The organism is Cellvibrio mixtus subsp. mixtus J3-8, assembly GCF_000766945.1.
Classification (GTDB): domain Bacteria; phylum Pseudomonadota; class Gammaproteobacteria; order Pseudomonadales; family Cellvibrionaceae; genus Cellvibrio; species Cellvibrio mixtus_A.
In genome coordinates this window covers 193,196-219,508 of record NZ_KN266211.1, presented here as the reverse complement: position 1 = coordinate 219,508, position 26,313 = coordinate 193,196, and the positions used below count along the sequence as shown (strand labels likewise).

At 48.9% G+C, this 26,313-nt stretch carries 23 protein-coding genes; 10 read left to right on the top strand and 13 right to left on the bottom strand.

What is annotated here, in order from left to right; translation table 11 throughout:
• Positions 1–3 precede the first annotated feature (3 nt).
• The 7 genes from A596_RS17110 to A596_RS17080 all read right to left on the bottom strand — a co-directional run bounded on the left by A596_RS17110 (position 4) and on the right by A596_RS17080 (position 7,643).
• Positions 4–1,380: a MotA/TolQ/ExbB proton channel family protein gene (locus A596_RS17110; RefSeq protein WP_039916997.1), complete on the bottom strand. Its 1,377-nt coding sequence runs from the start codon at positions 1,378–1,380 to the stop codon at positions 4–6.
• A complete protein-coding gene (locus tag A596_RS17105) occupies positions 1,377–2,165 on the bottom strand; it encodes a DUF3450 domain-containing protein (protein WP_039916994.1) in 789 nt (262 codons plus the stop codon). Before A596_RS17105 ends, A596_RS17110 begins: the two co-directional genes overlap by 4 nt.
• Before the next feature lie 244 nt (positions 2,166–2,409).
• On the bottom strand, positions 2,410–2,913 hold the full coding sequence (locus A596_RS17100) for a dihydrofolate reductase (protein WP_039916992.1): 504 nt from the start codon (positions 2,911–2,913) through the stop codon (positions 2,410–2,412).
• Between the two features lie 61 nt (positions 2,914–2,974).
• Positions 2,975–3,814, bottom strand: coding sequence for a thymidylate synthase (locus A596_RS17095; protein ID WP_039916990.1), 840 nt, complete (start codon positions 3,812–3,814; stop codon positions 2,975–2,977).
• A 45-nt stretch (positions 3,815–3,859) separates the two neighbouring features.
• Complete coding sequence (gene lgt / locus A596_RS17090; RefSeq protein ID WP_039916987.1) at positions 3,860–4,729, bottom strand: prolipoprotein diacylglyceryl transferase; 870 nt, start codon at positions 4,727–4,729, stop codon at positions 3,860–3,862.
• Positions 4,730–4,813: 84 nt separating this feature from the next.
• The gene (gene ptsP / locus A596_RS17085) at positions 4,814–7,081 is read right to left on the bottom strand and encodes a phosphoenolpyruvate--protein phosphotransferase (protein WP_039916984.1); all 2,268 of its coding nucleotides are present in this window, start codon (positions 7,079–7,081) and stop codon (positions 4,814–4,816) included.
• A 58-nt stretch (positions 7,082–7,139) separates the two neighbouring features.
• The gene (locus A596_RS17080; protein ID WP_039916981.1) at positions 7,140–7,643 is read right to left on the bottom strand and encodes an RNA pyrophosphohydrolase; all 504 of its coding nucleotides are present in this window, start codon (positions 7,641–7,643) and stop codon (positions 7,140–7,142) included.
• Between the two features lie 238 nt (positions 7,644–7,881).
• On the opposite strand from A596_RS17080, the gene A596_RS17075 reads away from it, so the two are divergent.
• The gene (locus tag A596_RS17075) at positions 7,882–8,538 is read left to right on the top strand and encodes a histidinol-phosphatase (RefSeq protein ID WP_039916980.1); all 657 of its coding nucleotides are present in this window, start codon (positions 7,882–7,884) and stop codon (positions 8,536–8,538) included.
• 22 nt (positions 8,539–8,560) lie between these two features.
• Here A596_RS17075 and A596_RS17070 read toward each other — a convergent pair whose 3' ends face one another.
• A complete protein-coding gene (locus A596_RS17070; protein WP_039916978.1) occupies positions 8,561–9,754 on the bottom strand; it encodes a class I SAM-dependent rRNA methyltransferase in 1,194 nt (397 codons plus the stop codon).
• Between A596_RS17070 and A596_RS23375 the strand changes: the two genes are divergently transcribed.
• Together A596_RS23375 and A596_RS17065 are read left to right on the top strand one after the other, a co-directional pair.
• Complete coding sequence (locus A596_RS23375; protein WP_200882959.1) at positions 9,695–9,961, top strand: hypothetical protein; 267 nt, start codon at positions 9,695–9,697, stop codon at positions 9,959–9,961. The genes A596_RS17070 and A596_RS23375 overlap by 60 nt on opposite strands.
• A 251-nt stretch (positions 9,962–10,212) precedes the next feature.
• Positions 10,213–12,114: an Ig-like domain-containing protein gene (locus tag A596_RS17065; protein WP_152600217.1), complete on the top strand. Its 1,902-nt coding sequence runs from the start codon at positions 10,213–10,215 to the stop codon at positions 12,112–12,114.
• A 52-nt stretch (positions 12,115–12,166) separates the two neighbouring features.
• Here A596_RS17065 and dtd read toward each other — a convergent pair whose 3' ends face one another.
• From dtd to pip, 3 genes are all read right to left on the bottom strand, one after another.
• Positions 12,167–12,607 (bottom strand): D-aminoacyl-tRNA deacylase, encoded by a 441-nt coding sequence (gene dtd / locus A596_RS17060; RefSeq protein ID WP_039916974.1) that lies wholly within the window; start codon positions 12,605–12,607, stop codon positions 12,167–12,169.
• 26 nt (positions 12,608–12,633) lie between these two features.
• Positions 12,634–13,830, bottom strand: a complete 1,197-nt coding sequence (locus tag A596_RS17055) for a helix-turn-helix domain-containing protein (protein WP_039916973.1) — start codon at positions 13,828–13,830, stop codon at positions 12,634–12,636.
• Between the two features lie 234 nt (positions 13,831–14,064).
• Positions 14,065–15,036, bottom strand: a complete 972-nt coding sequence (gene pip / locus A596_RS17050; protein WP_039916972.1) for a prolyl aminopeptidase — start codon at positions 15,034–15,036, stop codon at positions 14,065–14,067.
• Positions 15,037–15,282: 246 nt separating this feature from the next.
• Between pip and A596_RS17045 the strand changes: the two genes are divergently transcribed.
• The 7 genes from A596_RS17045 to A596_RS17015 all read left to right on the top strand — a co-directional run bounded on the left by A596_RS17045 (position 15,283) and on the right by A596_RS17015 (position 23,172).
• Complete coding sequence (locus A596_RS17045; protein ID WP_084128530.1) at positions 15,283–16,074, top strand: helix-turn-helix transcriptional regulator; 792 nt, start codon at positions 15,283–15,285, stop codon at positions 16,072–16,074.
• Positions 16,075–16,102: 28 nt separating this feature from the next.
• Positions 16,103–16,702, top strand: coding sequence for a DNA-3-methyladenine glycosylase I (locus tag A596_RS17040; RefSeq protein WP_039916971.1), 600 nt, complete (start codon positions 16,103–16,105; stop codon positions 16,700–16,702).
• A 169-nt stretch (positions 16,703–16,871) separates the two neighbouring features.
• Positions 16,872–17,999, top strand: a complete 1,128-nt coding sequence (locus A596_RS17035; protein ID WP_052417624.1) for a PQQ-dependent sugar dehydrogenase — start codon at positions 16,872–16,874, stop codon at positions 17,997–17,999.
• A 66-nt stretch (positions 18,000–18,065) separates the two neighbouring features.
• Positions 18,066–18,467, top strand: a complete 402-nt coding sequence (locus tag A596_RS17030) for a gamma-glutamylcyclotransferase family protein (protein WP_039916969.1) — start codon at positions 18,066–18,068, stop codon at positions 18,465–18,467.
• A gap of 134 nt (positions 18,468–18,601) precedes the next feature.
• Positions 18,602–19,624, top strand: coding sequence for a ferrochelatase (gene hemH / locus A596_RS17025; protein ID WP_039916968.1), 1,023 nt, complete (start codon positions 18,602–18,604; stop codon positions 19,622–19,624).
• A 184-nt stretch (positions 19,625–19,808) separates the two neighbouring features.
• Entirely contained in the window at positions 19,809–20,435 is a 627-nt protein-coding gene (locus A596_RS22260; protein ID WP_052417623.1) for a biliverdin-producing heme oxygenase, read from the top strand.
• Positions 20,428–23,172: a response regulator gene (locus A596_RS17015; RefSeq protein WP_039916967.1), complete on the top strand. Its 2,745-nt coding sequence runs from the start codon at positions 20,428–20,430 to the stop codon at positions 23,170–23,172. The genes A596_RS22260 and A596_RS17015 overlap by 8 nt, the downstream gene beginning before the upstream one ends.
• Before the next feature lie 76 nt (positions 23,173–23,248).
• Here the strand turns inward: A596_RS17015 and A596_RS17010 are convergent, their stop codons facing one another.
• Together A596_RS17010 and typA are read right to left on the bottom strand one after the other, a co-directional pair.
• Entirely contained in the window at positions 23,249–24,055 is an 807-nt protein-coding gene (locus A596_RS17010) for a sulfite exporter TauE/SafE family protein (protein WP_039916964.1), read from the bottom strand.
• A gap of 334 nt (positions 24,056–24,389) precedes the next feature.
• Positions 24,390–26,213: a translational GTPase TypA gene (gene typA / locus A596_RS17005; RefSeq protein ID WP_052417622.1), complete on the bottom strand. Its 1,824-nt coding sequence runs from the start codon at positions 26,211–26,213 to the stop codon at positions 24,390–24,392.
• Between the last annotated feature and the right edge of the window lie 100 nt (positions 26,214–26,313).

Genomic DNA, 26,313 nt, shown 5'->3' with positions numbered 1-26,313 from the left:
ATTTCAGGCCTGCGCTGCCGCTTTACGTTCAGCGTTTTCTGCGACGAGGCCCGCGCTTTGTTCATCCAGGATATGGATCACCGATTTGGCCCGGCCATTCACCAGGGTGTGCATCAAGACCATTGGAATCGCTACTACCAGCCCTTGCACCGTGGTGACCAGTGCCATGGAAATACCGACAGCCATATTCTTGGCGTCACCGGCACCAAAAATGGTAATGGCCTGGAACGTGGTAATCATACCGGTCACCGTCCCCAACAGCCCTAAGAGCGGCGCTACTGCAGCGATAATTTTCATCATCGACAAACCACTTTCAATCGCCGGGCGCTCGCGCAGTACTGCCTCTTCCAGTTTCAGTTCCAGGGTTTCCAGATCTACAGCGGCATTTTCCTCCGCCATAATCAGAACGCGACCAAGGGGATTGTCGGGGTTCGCAACGGGATTATTCAGTTGTGCATGGACCTTGGTACTGACCGTAAGCAATACATAAATTCGCCAAACACCCAATGCGAGGCCAAAAACACCTACCCATACAATGGCCCATCCCACCAGGCCACCTTGATCAAGGTATTCCATAAAGGTAGGTTTTTGGGTCAATGCCGAGAGTAGTTGGCCACCGCGCGGGCCGGATGGATCTATACCAATATTGACTGTCGTGCCGCTTTTGGCAGCTTGTAACTCCGCTGCCGCAGCGAGTAGATCATCGCCCGGCTGGCGCACCAGTTCTTCGATTTTGCGCCCGTCATAACTCAGGTAATGACCTTCGGACACCAGGTTGTAAGCGCCAATCCGCACAATCTCCTGCTTCCGTGTCTCACCGCTGATCTTCACTACCGGGCCGCTAAACGCCACGACACGCCCGGTTTCGATCATTTCGCGCTGGGCCTCGTACCACAGGCGCTCGATTTCCTCGATATCTGGCAGTTGCGTGCTGCCGTTCATTTTTTCGATCAAGGCCTGCAGGAAATCGCCGCGCCCCGGATACTGGGCGCTGACCAGCGAGGTATCGAGCACACCGCGCAAATCCCCTGCAGTAGAAGTCAGGTGTCCGAACAATTCGCGCATGGACCCCAGGCGCTCACTCAATTGCGCTTTCTTACTGTTAACCAGCAGTTGTTGTTCGGTATAGATACGTTCCAATTCGGCGGCGCGCTCTTCGAGTTGTGCACGCGTTGCCTTGGCTTGTTCAACCAGCGCCACCTGGTTGGCTTTATTGCGCGCGAATTCAGCTTCGCGCTGGCGATGTTCCGCCGACTCGCTAATCTGCGAGCGTTTGATCATATCGAGTAATTGATCAAGGTTTTGTGCGCGCTCCGGTTGTGCCAACGCGCTTGTTGATAAAATCCCTGCCACCAGTGCAAACACAACTCCCAACCTCATTTCGAACGCTCCGGTGCCTGTACGGGTAACAACATAATATCGCTGGCAGTTTGATCACGCGCGATGCGCAAGCCTTTGAGGATGCGGGCTTTATAGGAACTGTCCAGCGCAACCCAACCCCGTTTGGATGGGTCCCAGTAGCCACTCAGAGTGGTATCGGTAGTTTGGTACATCAGCGCAATACGTCCGACCCGCAAAATATTCACTTCGCGCGGCTGTCCTTCCAACGTCAAAGTCTCTTTGTAAGCTTCAATGGATGTTCCGTAGGCGGATTCAATTTTGTAGGCTTCAAGTACCTGGCGGAATTTTTCAGAGACAGGGATATCAGCGCGGTCCTGATTGGCTCGTAACATGGCCAAACGTTGTTGCCGCTCACGCAAGGAGAAAGGTTTATCCAGCTTTACGAACTGTTCCAGGCTATCGAGCATGCGGAAAATCAATGGCTGGATTTGCCGTTCAATCACCGTCACTTTTTCTATGGAGGTCGTCAATTCATCCACGACTTGTAACTGCAGGGAAACCTGCTTTTCCATTTGTGCATTGAAAATGCGCAAGTCGTCGATGAATTTATTTTGTTGCTTGAATTCGCGTGCAAGGTCTTCGGTTTCATTAACCAATTGATCAATACGCGTTTGCGACGCTTCGGCCTGCGCAGTTTTAGCTTGCCCGGCCTCCACCACCGCATCGACATTGGTTGCAGCCTGCGCCCATACCTGGCCAACCATCAGCAGGTTTGCGGATAGCAACGCGGACGACATCACCGCTAAAAATCGATGCTTTTCCATACCCCTCCCAATCGGGTGCTAATGATGTGCTTTTTTGGAAACAAACGATGAAAACTCGCGACTATTAACAACTTGATGTGCCGTGCTCCGGCAATGAGCGCGCATTGTAATGAGCGCCTCAAACCACATCCACGATTTATCTTTTAGACTTTTCAGGCGTGTATTTAGGTAACACGCATTGCACTTGAATAAAGCAATTTAAGATCAGTGGTGAAAAACTAGCCACCGATACCCACTAAATAATTCATTCATGCCGCTCATAGACACAAAAAGTGTGCGGTAATTCGGCGGCAGGATCACCGGTAACTGCCGATGTGCGCTGCCACAGTGCTGGAGATAAGGATGGAAACGAGGCGTCACCATCAATATCCACTTCAATTTGCGTCAGGTAAACGCGATCTGCCCGGCCCAGCGCCAATTGGTAAATCTCCGCGCCGCCGATAATCATCGCTTCGGCATCCGCTGCACCGGCAACCACATTTTCCGCAGCGGCAATTGCCTGCTCAAGGCTGGAAACCACAACAACACCAGCGACTGCTTGCCAATCCGGCTGGCGGGTTATGACAATATTGGTGCGCCCCGGCAATGGCCGGCCAATGGATTCATAGGTTTTGCGCCCCATAATGACCGGTTTGCCCAGGGTAACGGATTTAAAGTATTTCAAGTCCTGTGGAAGATGCCACGGCAATTGGTTGTTGCGCCCGATCGTACCGTTCCTGGCTGCTGCCACAATGATGGCCAATTTCATCGAAACCTTGCCTTTCTTATCTATTGATCTTGCTGTTCTATTTCGCCTTTGCCGCCCGCCATTAAATAGCGATAGGCGCTGCAATACGCGGGTGGGGCTGATAGCCCTCGAACTCAAAGTCCTGCAACTCATAATCGAAAATTGAGTCAGGTTTACGCAAAATCTTCAGCGTGGGGAGGTGCTTTGGCTCACGCGCCAATTGCTCAAACACGATGTTATCGGTGATGTGGTTGTTGTACAGGTGGCAATCACCAAAGGTATGCACAAAATCACCCACACCGAGGTCACATTGCTGGGCGATCATATGCGTCAACAGCGCGTAGCTGGCAATATTGAACGGCACACCCAAAAATAAATCTGCACTGCGCTGGTAAAGCTGGCAAGACAATTTGCCATCGGCAACGTAAAACTGGAACAGGGTATGGCAAGCAGCCAGCGCCATACGGCCATGCTCTACGTTTTGCTGCGGACTCATGGATTCGTCCGGCAGATCTGCCGGGTTCCAGGCGCTCACAATCAAACGGCGCGAGTAAGGATTCTTTTTGATTTGGGCGATTACCTGCGAAATCTGATCGATGCTGGAACCATCCGGACATGCCCAACTGCGCCATTGCTTGCCGTACACCGGACCAAGATCACCGCTTTCCGTAGCCCACTCATTCCAGATGCTGCAACCACGCTCTTGCAACCAGGTCACATCGGTACGGCCTTGCAGGAACCACAAGAGTTCGACAATCACACTTTTCAGGTGCACTGTTTTGGTAGTGACCAGCGGGAAACCTTCGCTCAGGTCAAAACGCAGCTGGCGACCAAATACGGAGCGGGTTCCGGTACCGGTGCGATCACCGCGCTGGATACCGTTATCAACCACATCGCGCATTAACTCAAGATATTGCTTCATTCAACAACCTGTATTCTTCATTCGTTTTAACACATCATCATGTTTTTATGATGCTTTTTGCAGTTCATTTTTCTGTGGTTCATTGGTTTTCGCCACAACTGCATAGGCGTATACCAGCAAACCAACACCCAGTAAAAACATGGGTACACATAATAGCTGCCCGCGGGTCATCCAGCCCATTAAATCAAAGCCAATCCCTTGATCCGGTTCACGCACAAACTCGACGCTGAAACGGAAAATGGAATAACCGATCAAAAACATCCCGGAAACAGCGCAGCGTGGGCGAGGCCTGGAGGAAAACCAGAACACGATGGCAAAAAGTACCAAACCTTCGAGGAAAGCCTGATACAACTGGCTCGGGTGACGGGCTACGCCGGCCGGGTCCATCGCCTTGGGGAATACCATTGCCCAGGGCGCATCGCTAACGCGCCCCCAAAGTTCCTGGCCAATAAAATTACCCAGGCGGCCAAAGCCCAGCCCCAGCGGCACAATCGGGGCGACAAAATCCATCACACTGGTGAACGGGCGATTGATGCGGCGGGAATAGATAAACATCGCCACAATAACGCCAATCAAACCGCCGTGAAATGACATTCCTCCTTCCCAGACACGAAACAACCACAATGGGTCCTGCAACCATTTTTCAAAGTTGTAAAACAACACATAACCAAAACGCCCCCCGAGAATTACCCCGAAGGCACCGTAAGTGATGAGGTTTTCAACCTGGAATTTGTTAACGGGCGAATAAGGGGCACGCGTGCGATAAAGGGCAATCAACCAGGCGCTCAAAAACGCCAGCAAGTACATAATCCCATACCAATGCACGCTAAATGGACCTATCGCCAGATTTCCCACCTGGATCGGATCTTTGAAAAGGGTGAAAGCTACGGGATCAATATCGGGGTACTGCAACATAAACACCTGGATTTGCTGACGCCGGTTCGATGCGCGACCTTAAATCGCACAATCGCAACCAGCGGATAATATTAGAAGTCTGAATTAGTTGCTGTCGGACGCCACCGGCCGAATCAGGCGGGTCAAGCCAGTCTCGCGCAACTCGCGATCAATATGTTCGCGAATGAGGTCACCATTGGACATACGCATAACTTCCGCCAGCAATTGCTTGGCACGCGCGAAAGTAATACCACGGATAACCGATTTCACCTTGGGCAGGTTGGTGGCGTTCATGGATAACGTATCAAAGCCCATCGCCATCAATAAAATAGCGGCGCCCGGATCGCCCGCCAACTCACCACAAATACTGACACTGATACCGGCATCATGCGCGGCGTACACAATATATTGCAGGGCGCGCAACACGGCAGGATGAAACGCCTGGTACAAATCTGCCACCTGGGCATTGTTACGATCCACCGCCAGCAAATACTGGGTTAAGTCGTTACTACCAACAGAAAGGAAATCTACCCGGCGCGATAGCTCCGGCGCCAGATAAACTGCCGCCGGCACCTCGATCATCACCCCCACTTGCGGTTTACGCACGCGATAACCTTCTTCCAGCAGCTCTTTATGGACGCGCTGGATAAGCGCACGGGACGCATCTACTTCCTGCACGTTCGTGATCATTGGCAACAGGATACGCAAATTATCCAGGCCTTCACTGGCCTTGATCATGGCGCGGATCTGGGCCAGGAAAATCTCCGGATGATCCAGCGTAACGCGGATACCGCGCCAGCCGAGGAAGGGGTTGTCTTCTTCAATCGGGAAATAAGGCAACGCTTTGTCGCCGCCGATATCCAGCGTACGCATGGTCACAGTGTGGGGAGCAAAAGCTTCCAGTTGTTCGCGATAAATCGCGCGTTGCTCCTCCTCACTGGGGAAGCGATCACGCAATAAAAACGGGACTTCAGTGCGATAGAGGCCAACGCCTTCCGCACCGCGCTCAAGGGAACGCACTACATCCGCCATAAGGCCGGTATTTACATGTAGCGGCAAGCGATAACGATCCTGGGTTTCACAAGGCAGGTTTTTCAGTGCCTCCAGGCCTTTAACCAGCGCCTGTTCTTCCAGGTAGATCGCTTTATAGTGTTTGCGCAATTGCGGATTGGGGTCGCAATACACAGTGCCTTTGTAGCCATCGACGATAATCGGGCGACCATCGATTTGCGTATAAGGAAGATCCACCGCGCCCATTACCGTGGGGATATCCATCGCGCGGGCAAGAATTGCCACATGGGAGTTGGAGGACCCTTGAACAGATACCAGTCCTGCCAGCTTTTCCTTGGGAATTTCCCCTAACATAGACGCCGTCAGCTCCTCGCCAATGAGGATGGTCCTGTCCGGGTAGACACGGGTTTTTTGGTTGGACTCCTGCAGGTATTCCAGCACCCTGCGCCCCAGGTCGCGCAAATCGGTAGCGCGTTCGCGCAGATAGGGGTCATTCATGCTGTTGAAAATACTTTCGTGCTCGAGGATGACTTCACTCCATGCGTAAGAAGCAACCGCCCCTTTGCGGATACGGGCAACGACTTCGCCACCCAACGAAGCATCATCCAGCATCGCGAGGTAGGCATCGAACAACGCCTGTTCTTCGCGATTGATTCGCTCTTTCAGTTTAACGCCCAACACTTTTATATCTTCGCGCACAGCGATCAAGCTGCGCTGGAACGAGGTAATTTCGGCCTCCACATCCTTGCAGGCTTGATAGGGTACCGAACGTAAATCCGCTGCCGGTGCGATAACCACTGCTTCACCAATAGCGATTCCCGATGCACCGGAAACCCCGACGAATTTTGATTGGGCCGCCTTGGTGCCCACAGGAATAACACCACCGGTTGCCTCGGCATGGGCAATCACGCCGGCAAGCTGCGCCGACATAGTCACCAGAAAGGCTTCTTCCCCTTCATCAAACCGGCGCTGTTCCACTTGCTGGACAACCAGAACACCCAGCACTTTACGGTGGTGGATAATAGGCACCCCGAGGAATGAGCTGTAGCGCTCTTCACCGGTTTCGGGGAAATATTGATAACTCGGATGGGCTTCAGCGTGTTCAAGGTTAATGGGTTCTTCGCGGACAACTACCCGGCCAACAAGGCCCTCACCAGCCGCCAGCCGTACCTTGCCAACCGCATCGGCATTAAGGCCATCGGTGGCCATCAGTACATAATCGCCCTTGGCATCGCGCAGGTAAACCGAACATACATGGGTCTTCATCACTTGCTTCACGCGCGCCACAATAATCGCCAGCGCGGTTTTCATATCGCGCGCAGCGTTTACTTCCTGAACTATGGAACGCAGTGAATTTAACATCAAAACCTGACTCGATTAATGACCGGCATGTACCAGTCGATCTCCTGTTGATTGGTTATTAGCGCACACCACCAGATTGTCCTTCCAATTGGGAATGGAACAGCGACAACTCTTTAAGTGCGCGGCGATAAACATCGCGTTTGAAAGAGACCACTTTCCCCAAAGGGTACCAATAGCTCACCCAGCGCCAGTCATCAAACTCGGCGCGACCGCCGTTATCCAGGCAAACCCTGCTGTCCTCACTTAACAGGCGCAGCAAAAACCACTTTTGTTTTTGCCCTACACATAATGGCAGGGAATTATGTCTAACCAACCGATGTGGCAATCGATAACGCAGCCACCCACGGGTGCATGCCAATATCTCCACATCCTGTTGATGCAAACCAATCTCTTCGTGCAACTCACGGTACAGCGCTTGTTCGGGCGTTTCATGGGCGTTGATACCGCCCTGCGGAAATTGCCACGCATCCTGCCCACCAACTCGCCTGGCCCAGAGTAGTTGCCCCCGGTCATTGGTTAGTATGATGCCCACATTAGGGCGGAATCCGTCTGAATCTATCACAGGGAACTGTCCATAAATAAAGAGTTTTGCTGCAGGAATTCACCGACGTTTTCAATAAACGCGAACAGGTTCCTCAAAACAGCGTTTTCCGCACTATAACAGGCCTGCCCAAACCCGCAACCCTGAATCATGGATAAAACATTGAGCCAGTTTGGCGCGCCAGCTATCCTAGCGCCCCTGCAACAATTCCAAACCATTTATATTTAACTTAATACGATGCTTACCAAGAGGATTTACCGTGGCCCTGGCGATTTTTGATTTGGATAACACCCTGATTGCGGGAGATAGCGACCATAGCTGGGGAGTATTTCTGGTAGAGAAGCAATTGGTAGATGCAGATGCCTACCGGATCGCCAACGACAGGTTCTATGCCGACTACAAAAATGGCACCCTTGATATTTGCGCCTATTTACAATTTTCCCTCGCCCCGCTGACACGCCACACACAGGAAGAACTGCAGGCACTGCATGCAGAGTTTATGGCAACGCATATCGAACCACTCATGCTTGCCAAAGCCGAAGCCCTTTTGCGCAAGCATCGTGAGCAGGGCGATCACTTGCTGATCATCACCGCTACCAACGGTTTCGTGACCCGACCAATCGCAAAACGACTGGGCGTGGATGACATACTTGCCACAGATCCGGAAGTAATAGACGGCCGCCATACCGGCAATTTTGTAGGAACGCCCTGCTTCCAGGCGGGGAAAATTACCTATCTGCACGAATGGCTGAAATCAAACCGGCATTCATTGGACGGGGCGTATTTCTACAGCGATTCCATCAATGACCTGCCCTTACTGGAACAAGTAGATAACCCGGTAGCCGTCGATCCGGATGAACGGCTCAACGCCATCGCCCGCGAGCGCAATTGGCCAATCCTGAGCCTGCGCGATTAGTGCGCAGACCCGGCAGCCTGCATTACGCGAGATAAACCCGCGCAAATACCGCTTTCAAATAGTCAGTTTCCGGAATTGCCGGGTGGATCGGGTGATCAGGCCCCTGGCCGCCCTGGCCGATAATCTGCACATGGCGATCCAGATGGCGGCCGGCAGCACGGACAATTTCCAGCAAAGTATCTTTACCGAGATGCATCGAACAGGATGCGGAAACCAGCAAACCATCACGCCCCAATAAACGCATCCCCAATTCATTAATATGGCGATAAGCCGCTTCACCGGCTTTTTGATCCTTGCGCTTTTTAATAAACGCAGGCGGGTCCAATACCACCACATCAAAACGCTCATCATTGGCGATCAACTCTTTGAGCACATCAATCGCCTTGCCCTGGATACCGGCAACACGATCCTCCACGCCATTTAGTTGTGCATTCTCCAACACGGCGTCAATCGCTGATTCAGATGCATCAACACAAAACACTTCGCTGGCGCCAGCGACCGCCGCCTGGATCCCCCAGCCACCGATGTAAGAAAACACATCCAACACACGCTTGCCTTGCACATACTGCTGCAATTGCGCGCGATTTACGCGGTGATCATAGAACCAGCCAGTTTTTTGTCCGCCCTGTACCGGAGCAAAAAAGCGGGTGTTGTTTTCAATTAACTCGACTTTTTCCGGCACCTCGCCATAAACCACTTGCGTATATTCCGGCAGGTTTTCCAATTCGCGCGCGCTGTGTTCATTGCTTAGCAAAATACCGGCTGGATCAAGCACCTGTACCAATGCGGCGACTATGTCATCTTTTACCAGTTCCATGCCGGCGCCGGCGATTTGTACCACCAGGTAATCACCAAAACGATCCACCACCAAGCCTGGCAACAAGTCAGCATCACCATAAATCAAGCGATAAAAGGGCTCATCAAATGCCAGCTCCCGCAACGCCAACGATTGCTTGATACGATGCACCAACAAGGATTTATTAAGAGGAAACTTCTCATCGCGACTAATCAGGCGCCCACAAATCAAACCGTTAGGGTTAATCAAGGCAATTCCCAACGGCTTGCCATTGTGTGCAGTCACTAACGCTTGCTGCCCCATCCCAAAGGCTTTCAGAGGGGATTTTTCCACCTCAACCTCGTTGCTGTAGATCCACAAATGACCCAATTTCAGGCGACGATCAGCCTGGGGCTTAAGAACAAGAACCGGAAGACTCATGGGGAAACTCAACTAAGAGAAAAAAGTGGGCGAATTATAAGGCTTGCACGACCAGTAGACAGAAATAAAAACATCGCCGGCGCAAAATGCGCCAAAAGAAAGAGCTTAACGCCAGAAAAAATGCCAAGAATTGCACAAATATCAGGTGTTTTGCGCAGCAGCGCGCGTTTTTTGAGCGAGCAGGACTTTATCATTCAAAGGATATGAGCTAACGTAAGCTTTGGCCATAAGTGCTAATAAGCTCAAGAGCTTAGCGCAGATTCTTTATGCCATTTATATCATTGAATTCATACCCGCCGCCGGGGGCTAGTCATCAACGGTCGGTAACCCAGGAAGACGCCATGCAAACCCTAAAAACAACGAAGATCGTTAGCGCAGCATTTATCAGCCTAATATTATCCGCCTGCGGTGGGGGCTCAAGTTCACCATTAGACCCCCCGAAAAGTAGCGTCAGCTCCATGAGTTTCAGCTCTGGCGTAGTTGATACCACATCACCTGTTGCAATTGGCTATGGTTTCGACAGTAATTTTACCAAGGGCCAAATCGGCGTCGGCATTGGTGACGCCACATTGGGAGCGGGTGGAACCACTAACCTCACAGTCAACATCGTCAGTGCTACCAATACGCTGGCAGCGACAGCGACCCCGGTTACCTTTAACTCTCCATGTATTGCATCGGGCGAGGCGAAGCTTACTGTTAATGGCACTGCCACCAACGTAGTTACGTCGTCATTTGGTGAAGCAACTATTACTTATACCGCCAATGGCTGCTCCGGGGCTGATCAGATCACCGCAACCGCTACACTCGGCGGTAAACAGGAAGTCGCCCGAACAACACTGAATGTTTCACCTGACACCATCTTATCCATTACTCCTATTGATCCGGTAGATGACCAAATCAGCCTTAAAGGCACCGGCGGTAAGGAAACAGCAGTTATCAGCTTTACGGTAAAAGGGGTTACTGGAGCACCGATTAAAAACGTTGTTGTGGATTTCAGCCTTAATGCTCAAGGCAATGGCGAAAGCCTCGGCGGTTTGACATTGGTGAATGCAGAAGCAACCAGTGATAAAAATGGCCTGGTTTCAACCACAGTGCAGGCGGGAAATGTAGCCACCTCTGTTGTCGTTACGGCAAAGGCCAGAGACACCAATATCGCAACACAATCCAAAAAATTGATTGTTTCAACCGGTATTCCTGATCAGGACAGCTTCTCCATCGCCGCAAGTGACCCCTATCCTATGGGTTGGGACCACAATCGCATTGAAACCACTTATACCGTGCAATTAGCTGACGCCTTCAATAACCCTGTTAGCGACGGAACTGCCGTAAGCTTCACCACCGAAGGCGGTGCAATTGATGACGCTTGTGTAACCAAAGACGGATTTTGCAGCGTTATTTGGCGCAGCCAAAGCCCAAGACCGATTCGCAATAGCTCCAACACATCGGTAGATCGTTTGTTGTGCGTTAAGCCAGGCGGCTTAAGTTATGTAGATGACCTTGAGGTATGTGAAAAGGAACGCGCTGGACGAGTAACTGTTTTGGCAAAAGCAGTTGGTAACGAAAGCTTCATCGACACCAATGGTAATGGTCTTTACGATTTTGATCCTGATGGCGACGGCCCTATAAAGGGAGACGTATTCAAGACCCATGATGATTATGTCGGTGGCAACCCTGAGTGCAATAAAAACTCACCCTTGGCATCATCACAAAAATTATCCAACTCGCCGAAACGCCCATGTGACGATTTGGTTGAAGCCTACCTTGATCGCAATGAAAACGGCGTTCGCGACAGTGATGAGCCAATCGAAGATACCAACCCTCTCGATGGCAACTACTCATTTGAGAATGGTATTTATAACGGAATACTTTGCCGTGACAACGACCCGAACTGCACCAAAGAAAAAATCACTATTCGTCAGGAAGCCATTCTGATTATGGTGAGTGATCACATGCTGTTAGGGCCATCACCTGAAATATTCCCTTACCTTGTTAACCAGGTTGCACTGGCAGCACGGGTAAAAACATCATCATCTGCCGGCAGTTCAAGCAGTAGTAGTTCTGTCGATACAGATCGTTTCACCGCGACTGCATTTTTCTGGGTAGCTGACAAAAATGGTAATGGCGCACCAAAAGGAACAACGCTGGCTTTGGATACATCCTCATTGAAAGGTGCTACCGCTAAATTAAGTAATGAAGGTCCGTTGCCGGCATCGGCGAATCCAACAAGTGTATCAATCCGATTCACTTCGGATGACTCAGGTAACCCGCCATCAGGTGTGGTTAAAGTTTCAGTCACCTTCCCAACCCCTGGTGGCGCGCTAACAACATCCGATTTTATTGATGTAGTTTCCAGACCGTAATTACAAAAAAAAGCCGACTTCAAAGTCGGCTTTTTTACTTCCGCTAAATCAGTTACTCCATTTCAAACATAAACGTCACCGGCCCATCATTCACCAGGCTGACTTTCATATCTGCTGCAAAAATACCAGTGGCAACTTTTTGATGTTTGTTTCGCAATTGGGTTACAAAATAATCATAAAGCTCTCGGGCTTGTGCTGGTGGTGCCGCTGATGAAAAACTTGGGCGCAACCCCTTCCTGGTATCAGCAGCCAGCGTAAATTGCGACACAACCAAAATTCCACCATCAATTTGCTGGACATTGGAATTCATTTTGTTATCCGCATCGGAAAAAATGCGATAGGCAAGAATTTTATCGACCAGCTTGTTGGCAGAATCCTCAGTATCGGTTTTTTGGATACCGAGTAACAACAAAATCCCCTGCTGAATTTCTCCAACAACGTCATTGTTTACAGTGACTGATGCGGAAGTAACGCGCTGAATTAAACCTAACATGAACCTTCCTGACTTAACACTAACAATTAAACGGCAGCGGGCTGGACGGCCCTGCGGTATTCGCTGGGCGTCATTCCCGCTTTTTTCTTGAACAACGTATTAAATGTCGCTTTGCTGTTAAAACCTACATCGAGCATTATGTCGAGCATGGTTTTATCGGAATAACGATTATCGGCTAGCATGCGTTTGGCTTCTTCCACCCGATAGGAGTTTATAAATTCAAAAAAATTACAATCGAAATGACGATTGATAATATTCGATAAAAGCCGCGGTTGGATTTTTAATTGCCCAGCCAATTTTTCCAACGTCAGCGCCGGTGTTAAATAGGGTTTCTCGGCATCCATATAACGGCTGATTTGTTCAATCAATTCCGGTTTGATTTTATCTTTCTGGCTCTCGGGTTCTTGCTCATCCTTAATGGGCTCAGGTTCATTATTATTTTTTTGTTCCAACCCTTCAAATACACTCGAATGCCCCAAACCAAAAAAGATTAATACGCTCACCAGCAGGAATGTTGTGTAGTTACCCAACAATCCCATAGTTTCAAAATCAGTACTGATGCCAAAACCAATAGCAAGAATAATCATCGCAGCAACCAGCACTGCCCAGAAGCGAATCACCAAAAAGCCAATTACAAGAATTTTTAGCCAGGTTAAATCGATTTTATCAATATCCGAAAAGTTGGTACGGATATGTTGCGTGTAGCGTTTAATTTCAACTAAACAAATAATACCCAATGCCACGCGGAAAATTTCACGGAACAGGGTTACATAATTCATGACTTGCGGTGCTAGCGCCAAATCGTATTGCTCCTGGATTGTCTTCTTATCGCTCACATCCAGGCTGTAATAAAAAATGAGTTGGTAGCCGACATATAAAATAAACGGCAACAAATAAATTACATCGGTGAATTTAAGGCGGTAATCCTTATAAATCAGTGAACGCGTGTACCACAGCAGTAGTGGCCCCTCCAGCCAATAACCAAATCCGAACACATAAAATAAATTCGGCGACCACTCAATAGCAATGTGGCGAAACTCTTCACCAAAACTGATCAGGATATCCAGCGGAATCGCCGCCTGCTGCAATAAAAAGAATGCAAGGAATACATTGCGAATGTAATGCTCACGCTTGATCGTTAGCAGCAGCAACGCAAATAGAATGCATTGATAGGCTGTCATTAACAGCACTACATCGTGAGTATTAAAAATAACCTCGTACATGGGAGGGACTCCTGTAAGGCTGTACCACATTATTAGTTTTCTAATTCAGCCAGATGCGGTGACTTTTTGTTATGGCCGCACTATTTTCGGATTCGCAAAAGGATTTATGGACCCCGGAATCGCTGTGATCGGGATCATACCATTGAACTAAAAAAGCCAGAACCAATCACGCCAGAAAAATCCCCCAATAAAAACGGAGCCATTAAGGCTCCGTTTTTTTACCATAGGGAAAAATCAGGCCAATTGGTCACCGGTGTGCAGGATTTTTTTGGCGAGATCATCTGTTGCGCGAATTAATGCATCCACAATTCCCGGCTCACGCGAAGCGTGGCCTGCTTCGCGGATAATTTGCAGTTCCGAGCCCGGCCAGGCTTTATGCAATGCGTAGGCGTTATCGAGCGGACAAATAACATCATAACGGCCATGCACAATTACCCCTGGAATACCCGCCAGTTTATGCGCATCACGCAAGATCTGGTTATGCTCCAGAAATGCATTATTCACAAAGTAATGGGCTTCAATGCGTGCAAGTGACAAGGCGCGGTGAGGCTCGGTAAAAGAGTCCACAACTTCCGGGCTCGGCTTCAGGGTAGCGGTACGCCCTTCCCAGCAGGCCCAGGTTTTGGCGGCCGACATTTGCATAATCTGGTTTTCGCCAATCAACTGGCGATAGTAAGCACCCATCATATCGTTGCGCTCTTCCTCAGGGATTTGCGCTACAAAATCATCCCAATAATCCGGGAACAAACGGCTCGCGCCTTCCTGGTAAAACCACAGCAGATCTTCGCGGCGACAGAGGAAAATCCCGCGCAGGATCAAACCCAATACCCGCTCGGGGTAGGTTTGGGCATAGACAAGGCTAAGGGTTGAGCCCCAGGAACCGCCAAATAAAACCCATTGGTCGATACCTAATGCCTTGCGAATCACTTCAATATCTTCCACCAGCTTTTGGGTGGTGTTGTTCTCCAGTTCGGCGTGGGGGCGAGAACGGCCTGAACCACGTTGATCGAAAAGCACAATACGATAAACTTCCGGATCAAAAAAACGCCGGTCGTATTTTCCACAACCAGCACCCGGCCCGCCATGAACAAAGAGCACCGGAATTCCATCGGGATTTCCGGATTCATCGACATATAATTCGTGGGGAGGCTCTACGGCAATTTGGTGACGTTGGTAAGGTTTTATCTCAGGATAAAAAATCTGCATAAACTCGCCTTGTTCGGGTCAATCGTATATGACTGGTGCGGGGTAACGTCCACTAAAGGTAGCACAGGGCCTGCTCCAAGCACGGCATTTTCGCAAGGAAAAGCAGATACGTGCCATATATTTTGACGCCATGGCGATTTATTGTTCAAAACCATTCATCATTTTCCAATACATTCTTCGAGCTCCTGACATAAACTGTCAGGACTTGACTATAGGCTGCCAACATTCTTCATGAAGGAGCACGCCATGCACCGCGCCGAACGCCTTTTCCAACTGACAACCCTGTTACGCAATCGCCGCACGGTACTGACCGCGAAGCAATTGAGCGATCATTTGCGCGTATCCGAGCGCACAATTTACCGCGATATCCAATCCCTGAGTTTGTCCGGCGTTCCCATTGAAGGCGAAGCGGGTGTGGGCTATCGCCTATCCCATCGCTACCAGTTGCCCCCACTGATGTTTGATCGTGAAGAAGTAGAGGCATTACTGCTCGGCGCGCGCATGGTAAGCAGTTGGGGCGATACGGACATGGCAATCCATGCGAACCAGGCAATCCAGAAAATCCTGGCAGTACTCCCTGACCATTTGCGCCACAGCGACGAAACCTTGCCGCTGCTGGTACCTAACATGGAAGAAGTACAAAAGTATTACACCGCCCACAGCCAGCCGATGCGCGAAGCCATCCGTTTGCGCCGCTGCGTGATTATCGATTACGTGCGCGCCGATGATGCACAGAGCTCGCGCACCATTGAACCGCTCGGGCTCATTTTCTGGGGCAAAGTCTGGACGCTGGTGGCATGGTGCCAATTGCGTAATGACTACCGCACCTTCCGGCTGGATCGCATCCAATCCACCGTGATTTCCGACCACAGTTTTGAAACCAACGATCACAAAAGCCTGAAACATTTCCTGAATTTAATGAAAGAAAGATGCGAACAAGACGCAGAAAATTTCGTAGCGGGCCAATCCCCGCTCATCCAAACCGAGCATGAAAAAAATAGACAAGAAGATGTTCTTCCGGAATTAATCGACGCGTGAAGTAGAATTAACTGTATTGGAGCCAATAATGACAAAACCGGAAAAGTGCCGCTGCAGCTGGTGCGGCGATGATCCTTTGTACTGCGAATATCACGACCAGGAATGGGGAATTCCCTTATTTGATGAACGCAAGTTGTTTGAATTTCTACTATTGGAAGGTGCGCAAGCAGGGCTTTCCTGGATTACGGTGTTGCGCAAACGCGAAAATTACCGCAAGGCATTTGATAATTTTGATCCGGAAAAAATCGCGCGCTACACGCCGGCAAAAATTGAAAAATTAATGCAAAACGACGGCATTATTCGCAATCGTTTAAAAATTGAAAGCGCGATAAAAAATGCAAAGGCTTTTCTGGAGATGAAGAAAAACGGTGAAAGTTTTAGCGATTTTGTCTGGGGTTTTGTCAATCACAAACCCATCCAGAATACATTGCGTGGCATGAAGGATGCCGTAGCCAGCACGCCGCAGTCCGATGCCATGAGCAAAGCGCTCAGGAAAAAGGGCTTCAACTTTGTCGGCACCACTATTTGTTACGCCTATATGCAGGCGTGTGGCATGGTTAATGATCATTTTGCCGATTGTCATCGCCATAAAGAATGCCTTGCCCTCGCCAAACAAATCGTCCGCTAATTTCTATTTTTATCTGCATGGCTTAACACTCCTTGAATTGCCTGCCACCGGCAGGCTTGTTACCCTGCCCTCCATTATTAGAGTCAACCAATAAAGGTTGAACGCACCTGGCAACGCAAATTTCACTGCTGTTTTAACCAATCGTCTTTTCGTTATTTGGAGCTTATCGATGAAATATTCCCTGCTGGGTGCCGCGTTGTGTTTTTCACTGGCAATGCCACTCGCAACTGCCAAACCACTGGATATTAAAACTGAAAGCGGCACCATCCGTGTAAATACCATTGCCGAAGGCCTGGAAAATGTCTGGAGCCTCGCCTTCTTGCCCGATGGCAAAATGCTGGTAACGGAAAAACCTGGCCGTATGCGTATCGTTTCGCCCGATGGAAAATTAGGCGAACCGTTACAGGGCTTGCCAAAAATTTACAACCAGGGGCAAGCCGGTTTACTGGATGTTGTACTCGCCCCGGATTTTGCGACCAGCAAAAAAATCTATTTCAGCTATTCAGAACCAGGCGATAAAGGTACCAATAGTACGGCCGTCAGCTATGCCACCCTGAATGGCAATAAACTGGAAAATGTCACGCGCGTATTTAGTCAAAAACCAAAAATTGATTCCAATAACCATTTTGGCTCGCGCCTGGTATGGGCAGCGGACGGGACGTTGTTTATCACCCTGGGTGATCGTTACAGCGAAAAAGATAAAGCGCAAACCTTGGATAACCATCAAGGCAAAGTCATTCGCATCAACGCTGATGGCTCTGCGCCCAAAGACAATCCTTTTGTAAAAACCCCGGGCGCATTGCCGGAAATCTGGTCTTACGGCCACCGCAATATGCAAGGCGCGGCCATCAATCCCGTCACCAAAAAACTCTGGACTGGCGAGCACGGCCCGCAAGGTGGCGATGAATTGAATATTGATGAACCGGCAAAAAATTATGGCTGGCCGGTGATCACCTACGGTGAAAATTACGGCGGCGGAAAAATCGGTGAAGGCACCCACAAGGAAGGTATGGAACAACCTGTCTACAAATGGGTTCCTTCTATTGCGACTGCCGGTTTTATTTTTTACACCGGCGATAAATTCCCGCACTGGAAAAATAATATTCTGTTAACCAGCTTGCGTGAACAAGCGCTGGTGCGCCTGGTGGTAGATGGCGATAAGATTACTAAAGAAGAACGCCTGCTGAAGAATGAATTAGGCCAGCGTTTGCGTTCAGTAATACAAGGCCCGGACGGACTTGTGTATATTGTTACCGACGAAAGCAAAGGCAAAATATTACAGATAGCACCGCTCTAGGCCCAACATAAAAAATTCCCGCTACGGCGGGAATTTTTTTGCGTATCCACTGAATGAATTAATAGCATGAATCCGGATTTATTATTTGTATATGGCACACTAAGACGCGCTTGCCCCACCGGCGCGCACCAGAAATTTCTGGCGGACGCCGGGTTTATCGCCAACGCACAAGTGCGCGGAAAACTGTATCGCGTCAGTTATTATCCCGCGTTGGTATTGGAAGAAAATGCGCAAAGCGCGCAATGGGTCAAAGGTGAAGTCTATAAGCTGGCAAGCCCGGAGCAGTTACGCGCGCTGGACGCGTATGAAGAATGTGATTTCCCCGCAGCACCAGAACAGGAATACCAACGCAAACGCCATGAAGTAATCACTGCCACAGGAGAAAAACTACAGGTGTGGATCTACGCCTACCAACACCCGATTACCAACCTCCCGTTGATTACATCAGGTGACTTTTTAAACCCTTGAATACCTGCATGTGTAACCAGAAGATAAATCCGCACCACATCCTTCGATGCGCTTCATTTCGGGATATACTTGCGCCCCTTACGTATTACCACTTTAACCTGACCGCCATTGCCACACTGTTTTGGGAGCCATTGATGAGCCGATTCACCGCCTTGAATTACGATGTAGATCCGGTATTTCATGCGGCAAACAAGCCTTCCCCGCGCATCGGCGTATTGCTGGTGAACCTCGGCACCCCCGATGAGCCTACCGCTCCGGCATTGCGTCGCTACCTCAAGCAATTTTTATCTGATCCACGCGTTGTAGAAATTCCCCGCCTTGTGTGGTTGCTGATTCTGCACGGTATTATTTTGCGTGTGCGCCCGAAGCGATCAGCAGCGCTTTATAAAAGCGTGTGGACCAGCGAAGGCTCGCCACTGCTCGTCATCAGCAAACAACAACAAACGGCGATACAACAACAATTAGGCGATAAATACAGCGTAAAACTGGGAATGCGTTACGGCAATCCATCAATCGCCAGCGCACTGCGTGAATTGCAAAAAGAAGGCGTGCGCAAAATTATTGTGTTACCCCTTTATCCACAATACGCAGGCCCAACGACAGGCTCCTCTTTTGATGCAGTCGCCGACGAATTAAAACACTGGCGCTGGGTTCCGGAATTACATTTCATCAATAATTATTGCGATCATCCGCTATACATCGACGCACTTGCCAACTCGGTGCGCGAGCACATTGAAAAAAATGGCTTGCCGCAAAAAATTATTTTTTCCTACCACGGGATGCCAAAACGTTTTCTGACTGCCGGAGACCCCTATTTTTGTTTATGCCAAAAAACAACACGATTGGTGCAAGAAAAATTACAGTTGGATAAAAACCTGTTAATTACCAGCTTCCAATCGCGTTTTGGTCGCGCCGAATGGTTAAAGCCATACACCGATGAAACGCTCGCAAACCTTCCCAACGAAGGGATAAAAGACATCGCCATTTTATCGCCCGCATTCAGCGCCGATTGCCTGGAAACCCTGGAGGAGCTGGCAGTGGAAAATCGCCACACTTTTTTAAACGCAGGCGGGGAAAAATACCAATATATTCCAGCGCTCAATGCGCGTACGGATCATATTACTGCCCTGAGTAATTTGATAAAAACCACGGGTTAAACAAGCATGGGATGTTATTGATCAGCAGATCTTTAATAGCGCACCGAACATACCGTTGATAATGATTTTTGCGCCACAAACAGCTGGCAGATTTTTATCTTCCTTATTTTCCACGCCTCCTCTACCATGTACATTTTTTAAGCTTTGCAGATTTCAGCACCGCGCTGACTGCGCGGGAAACCAATTGACTAACGAATTCATACAAGAAGCCACGCTTCGCCATCGGTTGCGGGAAGAAACCGACGCAATCCATCAATCCTTACATCGCAATCCCGGCCTGCAAAAGCTCGTTAGTGCGGAGTGTACAACTGCAAACTACCGGGATGTTTTAAGGGTTTTTTATCATTTCTACCAGGGCGTTGATGATCGCTTTAACAGCATTCCGACGCCCCAGCGCTTTACTTATGAAGCGACACCCCTACGATGGTTACAACAGGATTTTTTGGCATTGAACCAACCTCTACCAGAAAGGTCTTTTTCTACTCCAGCCAATGCAGAGATTGGTACGCGCGCACCGCGACTCGAAAACTATATCGGGTATTTGTATGTTAAACAGGGCTCCACACTGGGTGGGCAAATGATCAGTAAACAGCTCAAAAAAACGCTCGCGCTCGAACCCGGTGTAACGCAATTTTTCTTTTATGGATTCGGTGAGCACACCGGTTACTATTGGAAAGAATTTCTTAATTACCTGGCGCACCATGAAGCGAGTCTTGATGCAGATGCGGTGATTCAAAGCGCCCAATTCTATTTCAATATTCTCGATCAATTATCCAAACGCTATTTTCCCTTTGGGGGCATAAATGAATAATGAAAGTTTTCCAGTCCCTCGGGAGCAATTATCGGAAGAAGAACTGGAAGCGGCATTGCAACAATGTTCGAGGGAACCAATTCATATTCCCAACTGCATTCAACCACACGGATTAATGTTGGTGACACTGGACACTTCTGATGAAATTATCCAGGTCAGTGAAAATATCATCCAGCATTTAGGTATTAGTGCACAGGATTGTATTGGTAAAAACCTTAACGATATTATCGGCGGCGATAACCTGGCAGTTATTAACAAAGCCATTCGCGAAGCTGATCTGGCACCCTATAAATTCACCTCGGTGATATTGGCCAACAAACCTTACGACGCTGTTGTGCATTTTTCACGGCATTACAAAGTCATTGAATTCGAACCCAAAGCCATCGCAGATAAAGATTCCCTGCAACAAGTATATGAAGATTTGCGCAACTATTCGATTGAAGCCCAACAGGCCCATGAAATTGAATCACTTTACGATTTGATCGTTTCCCATGTACGCAACATCACCGGTTTTGATCGTGTAAAGCTTTATAAGTTTGATGAGTCGTGGAATGGTTCGGTAGTAGCCGAAAATCGCGCTGATTACATGACCAGTTATTTGGGATTGAATTTTCCGGCGAGTGACATTCCCGAACAAGCGCGGCGTTTATATAGCATTAATTATTTGCGCTTGATTCCGGACATTCGCTACAAACCTTCTCCGCTGTATCCTGCACTTGCAGATGGCGCACGCAAACCACTCGACATGAGTTATTCAATTTTGCGTAGCGTATCGCCAATACACATCCAATACCTGGAAAATATTTGTGTTGAAGCATCCATGTCAATTTCCATTATGCAAGACAATAAGCTGTGGGGATTGATTGCCTGCCATCACCAAACCAGCCTGCATATTTCGCATAGCATTCGCGTGTTATGTGAAATAATTGCGCATATATTTTCAGCAAAGCTAACAACAATGCGCCGTTCGCTGGACCATCAACGCCAGGAGCTGCGCAAATTACTTATTGAAAAACTGTCACTGTCTTCAAGCATGGATACTTTTGAAAGCACCATTGCAAGAAACAGTGAGGCCGCACTACAAGCTATGGATGCGGATGGAATCGCCATATTTGCCGATAATAAATTCTTTTATTTCGGTGAAACTTACGAACAGGAATGCATAGAAAAACTCGCCAGTTGGTATAGAAAGTTTGGTAACAAATCCGTCGTGCACACCAGCTTCATTGGCGATTATTTTAAACATGACCCGCTATTGAAAGATCTTACCGGTGGTGCGTTGTTCGTACCAATAGGTATGTACAGCGATGACATTGCCATCTGGTTTCGCAAAGCGCGCATCAAAAGTGTTAATTGGGCCGGCAACCCGGAAAAACCCGTAGAACAAACCAAAGCCGGTTATCGGTTAACCCCGCGTAGCTCGTTTGAATTATGGCAGACCACCGTTAAAGGCCAGTGTAAAAACTGGTCGTTTACTGATATTGAAACGGCAGAATCCATTGCGCAAATTATCCTGGAAAACAGCAAAATCCAGGCAGACATTGCCAACCGCGCAAAAACCGATTTCCTCTCACATATGTCCCACGAGTTGCGCACACCATTGAGCGCGATTATTTCCATCATCCAGGTGCTTAACCGTGATAAAACATTAACCAGCGACCAGAAAAAATTAATTTCCAACCTTGAGGTTAGCTCCGAATCATTGTTTAACCTGATTAATGATTTGCTGGATATCAGCAAAATCGAAGCGAATGAGTTTTCACTGGAAATAGTCCCGTTCAAAATCGCTGAACTCGTTGAAGACGTACGCAGCATTATGTCTGTAAAAGCTGCAGAAAAAAATTTACAGCTGGGCATTAGCTATCAAGCTGCAAAAGATTATGAATTCCAGGGCGACAAGACCAAAATCAAACAAGTTTTGTTTAACCTGGTAAATAATGCGATCAAATTTACCGAACGCGGCTTTGTGAATCTATTTGCGAGCATTAGCGACAGCATGCATCCGGAAATAAAAATCCTTAACCTGGAAATTATTGATTCAGGCATAGGGATTGATGAAAGCAAACTGGATACAATTTTCGGAAAATTTATCCAGGCAGACAGCAGCACAGCGCGAATCTATGGCGGGACGGGGCTGGGCCTGTCTATTTGTAAAAGTATTGTTGACCTGATCGGTGGCGACATAGTTGTCACCAGCAAAGTTGGCCTTGGTAGCAACTTCAAAGTTTCATTGCCACTGCCCTGCAAGCCATCCAATACTGGCAACACAGAGCTGAGCAACGAATATTCAGTGACTGACAACCTGGATAACGTTGAAAATATAAATAATAAAGATCGCCTTAAAGTATTAGTGGCGGAAGATTACGAGGGCAACATTATTGCTGTGCTGGATTTTTTACAGAGCGAAGGCTGCGAGGTGGTTGTTGCTAAAAATGGTGAAATTGCCGTGAAATATTATCAGTCATCCAGTTTTGATATTATTTTGATGGATGTGCAAATGCCGCGCATGGATGGATTAACCGCGACGCGATTAATCAAGGAAATGGAAGTAAAACAAAATAAACGCCCGACTCCTATCCTTGGCATGACCGCCAATGCAATGAAAGAAGACCGTGATCGTTGCCTTGCGGCGGGAATGGATGACTACATCAGCAAACCCATGCGCCTTGATGAGTTGTCGAGCAAAATAAAACTATTGGTCGAGAAAAATCGCAGCTCCATATCGTTGATTGAATAAATTCCGGGCGGCATCCAGCAGCTAATGCTGCGATGCAGCCACCATTCAATTCACTTATAACGATACGATTCCAGCATCAATTACCAAACACCGTAATTAACATCTGCATAGAAAGTCCAATCAATAGCAGCGCAAATAATTTTTTGAGCAGAGGAATTGGCAAACGATGGGCAAGTTTTGCTCCTAATGGTGCAGTAAAAAAACTCATAGAAGCCATAGCGATAACTGCCGGCCAAAATACAAAACCCAATGTGTAAGCGGGCAAACCGGTTTGATTCCAGCCGTTAATGATATAACCAACGGCACCGGATAATGCGATAGGCAAACCCACGGCGGCAGAGGTTCCAATTGCTACTGGCAAACCAATATTGCACCACACCAGAAAAGGAACTGTCAGCGTTCCTCCACCAATCGCTACCAACGCAGAAATAATTCCAATCCCCGCACCGGCCGAACTTAAGCCGATAACGCCCGGCAATTGCTGTGTTGGTTTTGGTTTGCGATTAATCACCATTTGCAGCGCAACAAAAGCCATAAAGCAGGAGAAAAAAATCGCCAACGGCTCTGCCGACAAATAACTCGCCAGAAATGTTCCGGCAAATGTGCCGAATAAAATTCCCGGTGCAATTTTTATCACTGCCGGCCAAATAACGGCGTTGTGTTTGTGATGTGCGCGCAAACTGGCAATCGCAGTAGGCACTATCGCTGCCATCGACGTCGCCAATGCCATATGTAACACATGTTCAGTGGGGAATTGTTGTTGCACAAATAAAAACGTGAGCACCGGCACCATAATGCCACCGCCCCCAATACCAAACAAACCGGCAAAAATACCCGTGATGGCGCCGAGTAATAAAAAATAAAACAAGAGCAAAAAATCCATAATGTCGATAACTCATAAAACTTTACAGCGGGTAATAACTATTTAATAAAGCCTTTCAACCACGCAAAATTGCATCCATTGATGCCCTTTGCATCGCTAATGAAACCGGAGATAATGATTTCTGCAAACTGTGCGAGCGTAAACGGTTGGGCGCTCAACCTTTCTTCTTATGCTTAAGCGCATCCATTTATTTTCGTAAACGATCTTGCTCGATAGGGTTTTTATTTCCCTCATCATTCCGTCTTCACTAATTACCATACGACAAATTAACTGCTAAAAAAAATCCCCGCAGCTTTCACTTCGGGGATTTTTTATGTCACACGTCGATCACGAATTATTTGTTCGCGCGCTTGCGCTCGTTTTCAGTGAGCAGCTTCTTGCGCAGGCGAATCGATTGTGGTGTTACTTCTACCAATTCGTCATCTTCAATAAATTCCAGCGCTTGTTCCAGGGTGTGACGGATTGGCGGTGACAGGGTCAGCGCATCGTCGGTACCGGAAGCACGAACGTTGGTTAATTGCTTGGCTTTGGTCGGGTTTACCACCAGGTCATTGGAGCGCGAATGAATACCCACGATCTGTCCTTCGTAAACTTCTATACCCGCGCCGAGGAACAAACGGCCACGGTCTTGCAGCGGGTGCAAACCGTAAGCGAGGGTTTTGCCCTTCACCATGGACACCAGCACACCGTTTTGACGGCTTGCCACTTCACCTTCTTTTACCGGTCCGTAGTGGTCAAAAATACTGGTCATGATGCCGGAACCGGACGTCATGGTCAGGAATTGGCCACGGAAACCGATCAAGCCACGCGACGGGCAGAGGAACTCCAGCTTGATGCGACCCTTGCCATCCGGCTCCATATTGGTCAACTCGCCTTTGCGCAGGCCGAGCTCTTCCATCACTTTGCCCTGGTGTTCTTCTTCAACGTCGATCACCACTTGCTCAAACGGCTCATGCACTTCGCCATTCACAATTTTCTTCACTACTTCGGGGCGCGATACACCCAGCTCGTAGCCTTCGCGGCGCATATTTTCGATCAATACCGACAGGTGCAATTCGCCGCGGCCAGAAACGATAAATTTATCCGGAGAATCACCTTGCTGAACGCGCAGTGCCACGTTGGCAATCAATTCCTGGTCCAGGCGATCTTTGATATTACGGCTGGTCACGTACTTGCCTTCTTTACCGGCAAATGGCGAATCGTTTACCTGGAAGGTCATGCTGACGGTTGGCTCATCGATAGACAATGCTGGCAGGGCTTCAACCGCATCCGGGCTACACAGGGTGTCAGAGATACCCAGCTTGTCCACACCGGTGATACAGACGATATCGCCCGCATAAGCCCTATCAGTCTCGATACGTTGCAAGCCGTGATAACCCATTACCTGCAATACTTTGGCTTTACGGGTATTGCCTTCGTGGTCAACCACAACGATTTGCTGGTTGGGCGACAGGCTGCCGCGCGTGATACGGCCGATACCGATAACACCCACGTAGCTGCTGTAATCCAGCGCCGAGATTTGCATCTGGAACGGGCCATCCAGGTCAACTTGTGGCGGCTTCACCTTGTCGACAATCATCTGGAACAGCGGGGTCATATCCTCAGCGATATTGTCCGGATCCAGACCGGCAACACCGTTCAATGCCGACGCGTAAACAACCGGGAAATCGAGCTGTTCGTCAGTCGCACCAAGGCGGTCGAACAGATCAAACACCTGATCAATAACCCACTCGGGGCGCGCGCCCGGACGGTCGATTTTGTTGATAACAACAATCGGATTCAGGCCTTGCTCGAAGGCTTTGGACGTTACGAAACGGGTTTGTGGCATCGGGCCGCCAACGGCGTCCACAATCAGCAACACGGAATCCACCATCGACAGAACACGCTCTACCTCACCACCGAAGTCGGCGTGGCCGGGGGTATCCACGATATTGATACGGTAGTCATTCCACTTGATGGCGGTATTTTTCGCCAGGATGGTAATACCGCGCTCGCGTTCCTGGTCATTGCTGTCCATGATCAGGTCGCCGGTGTCATCGCGACGATCCAGGGTACCGGATTGGCGCAACAACTGGTCAACCATGGAGGTTTTACCGTGGTCAACGTGGGCGATAATAGCGATATTGCGCAGTTTTTCGATTGCTGATTGATCTGTCACTGTGGGGTTTCTCTTGGGTATAAGCCTATAAAAAGGCAAAGGGGATGCGTAAAAAGGCGCGCATTATACCTATCTGACCATGACGCGGATATGTCTAGCG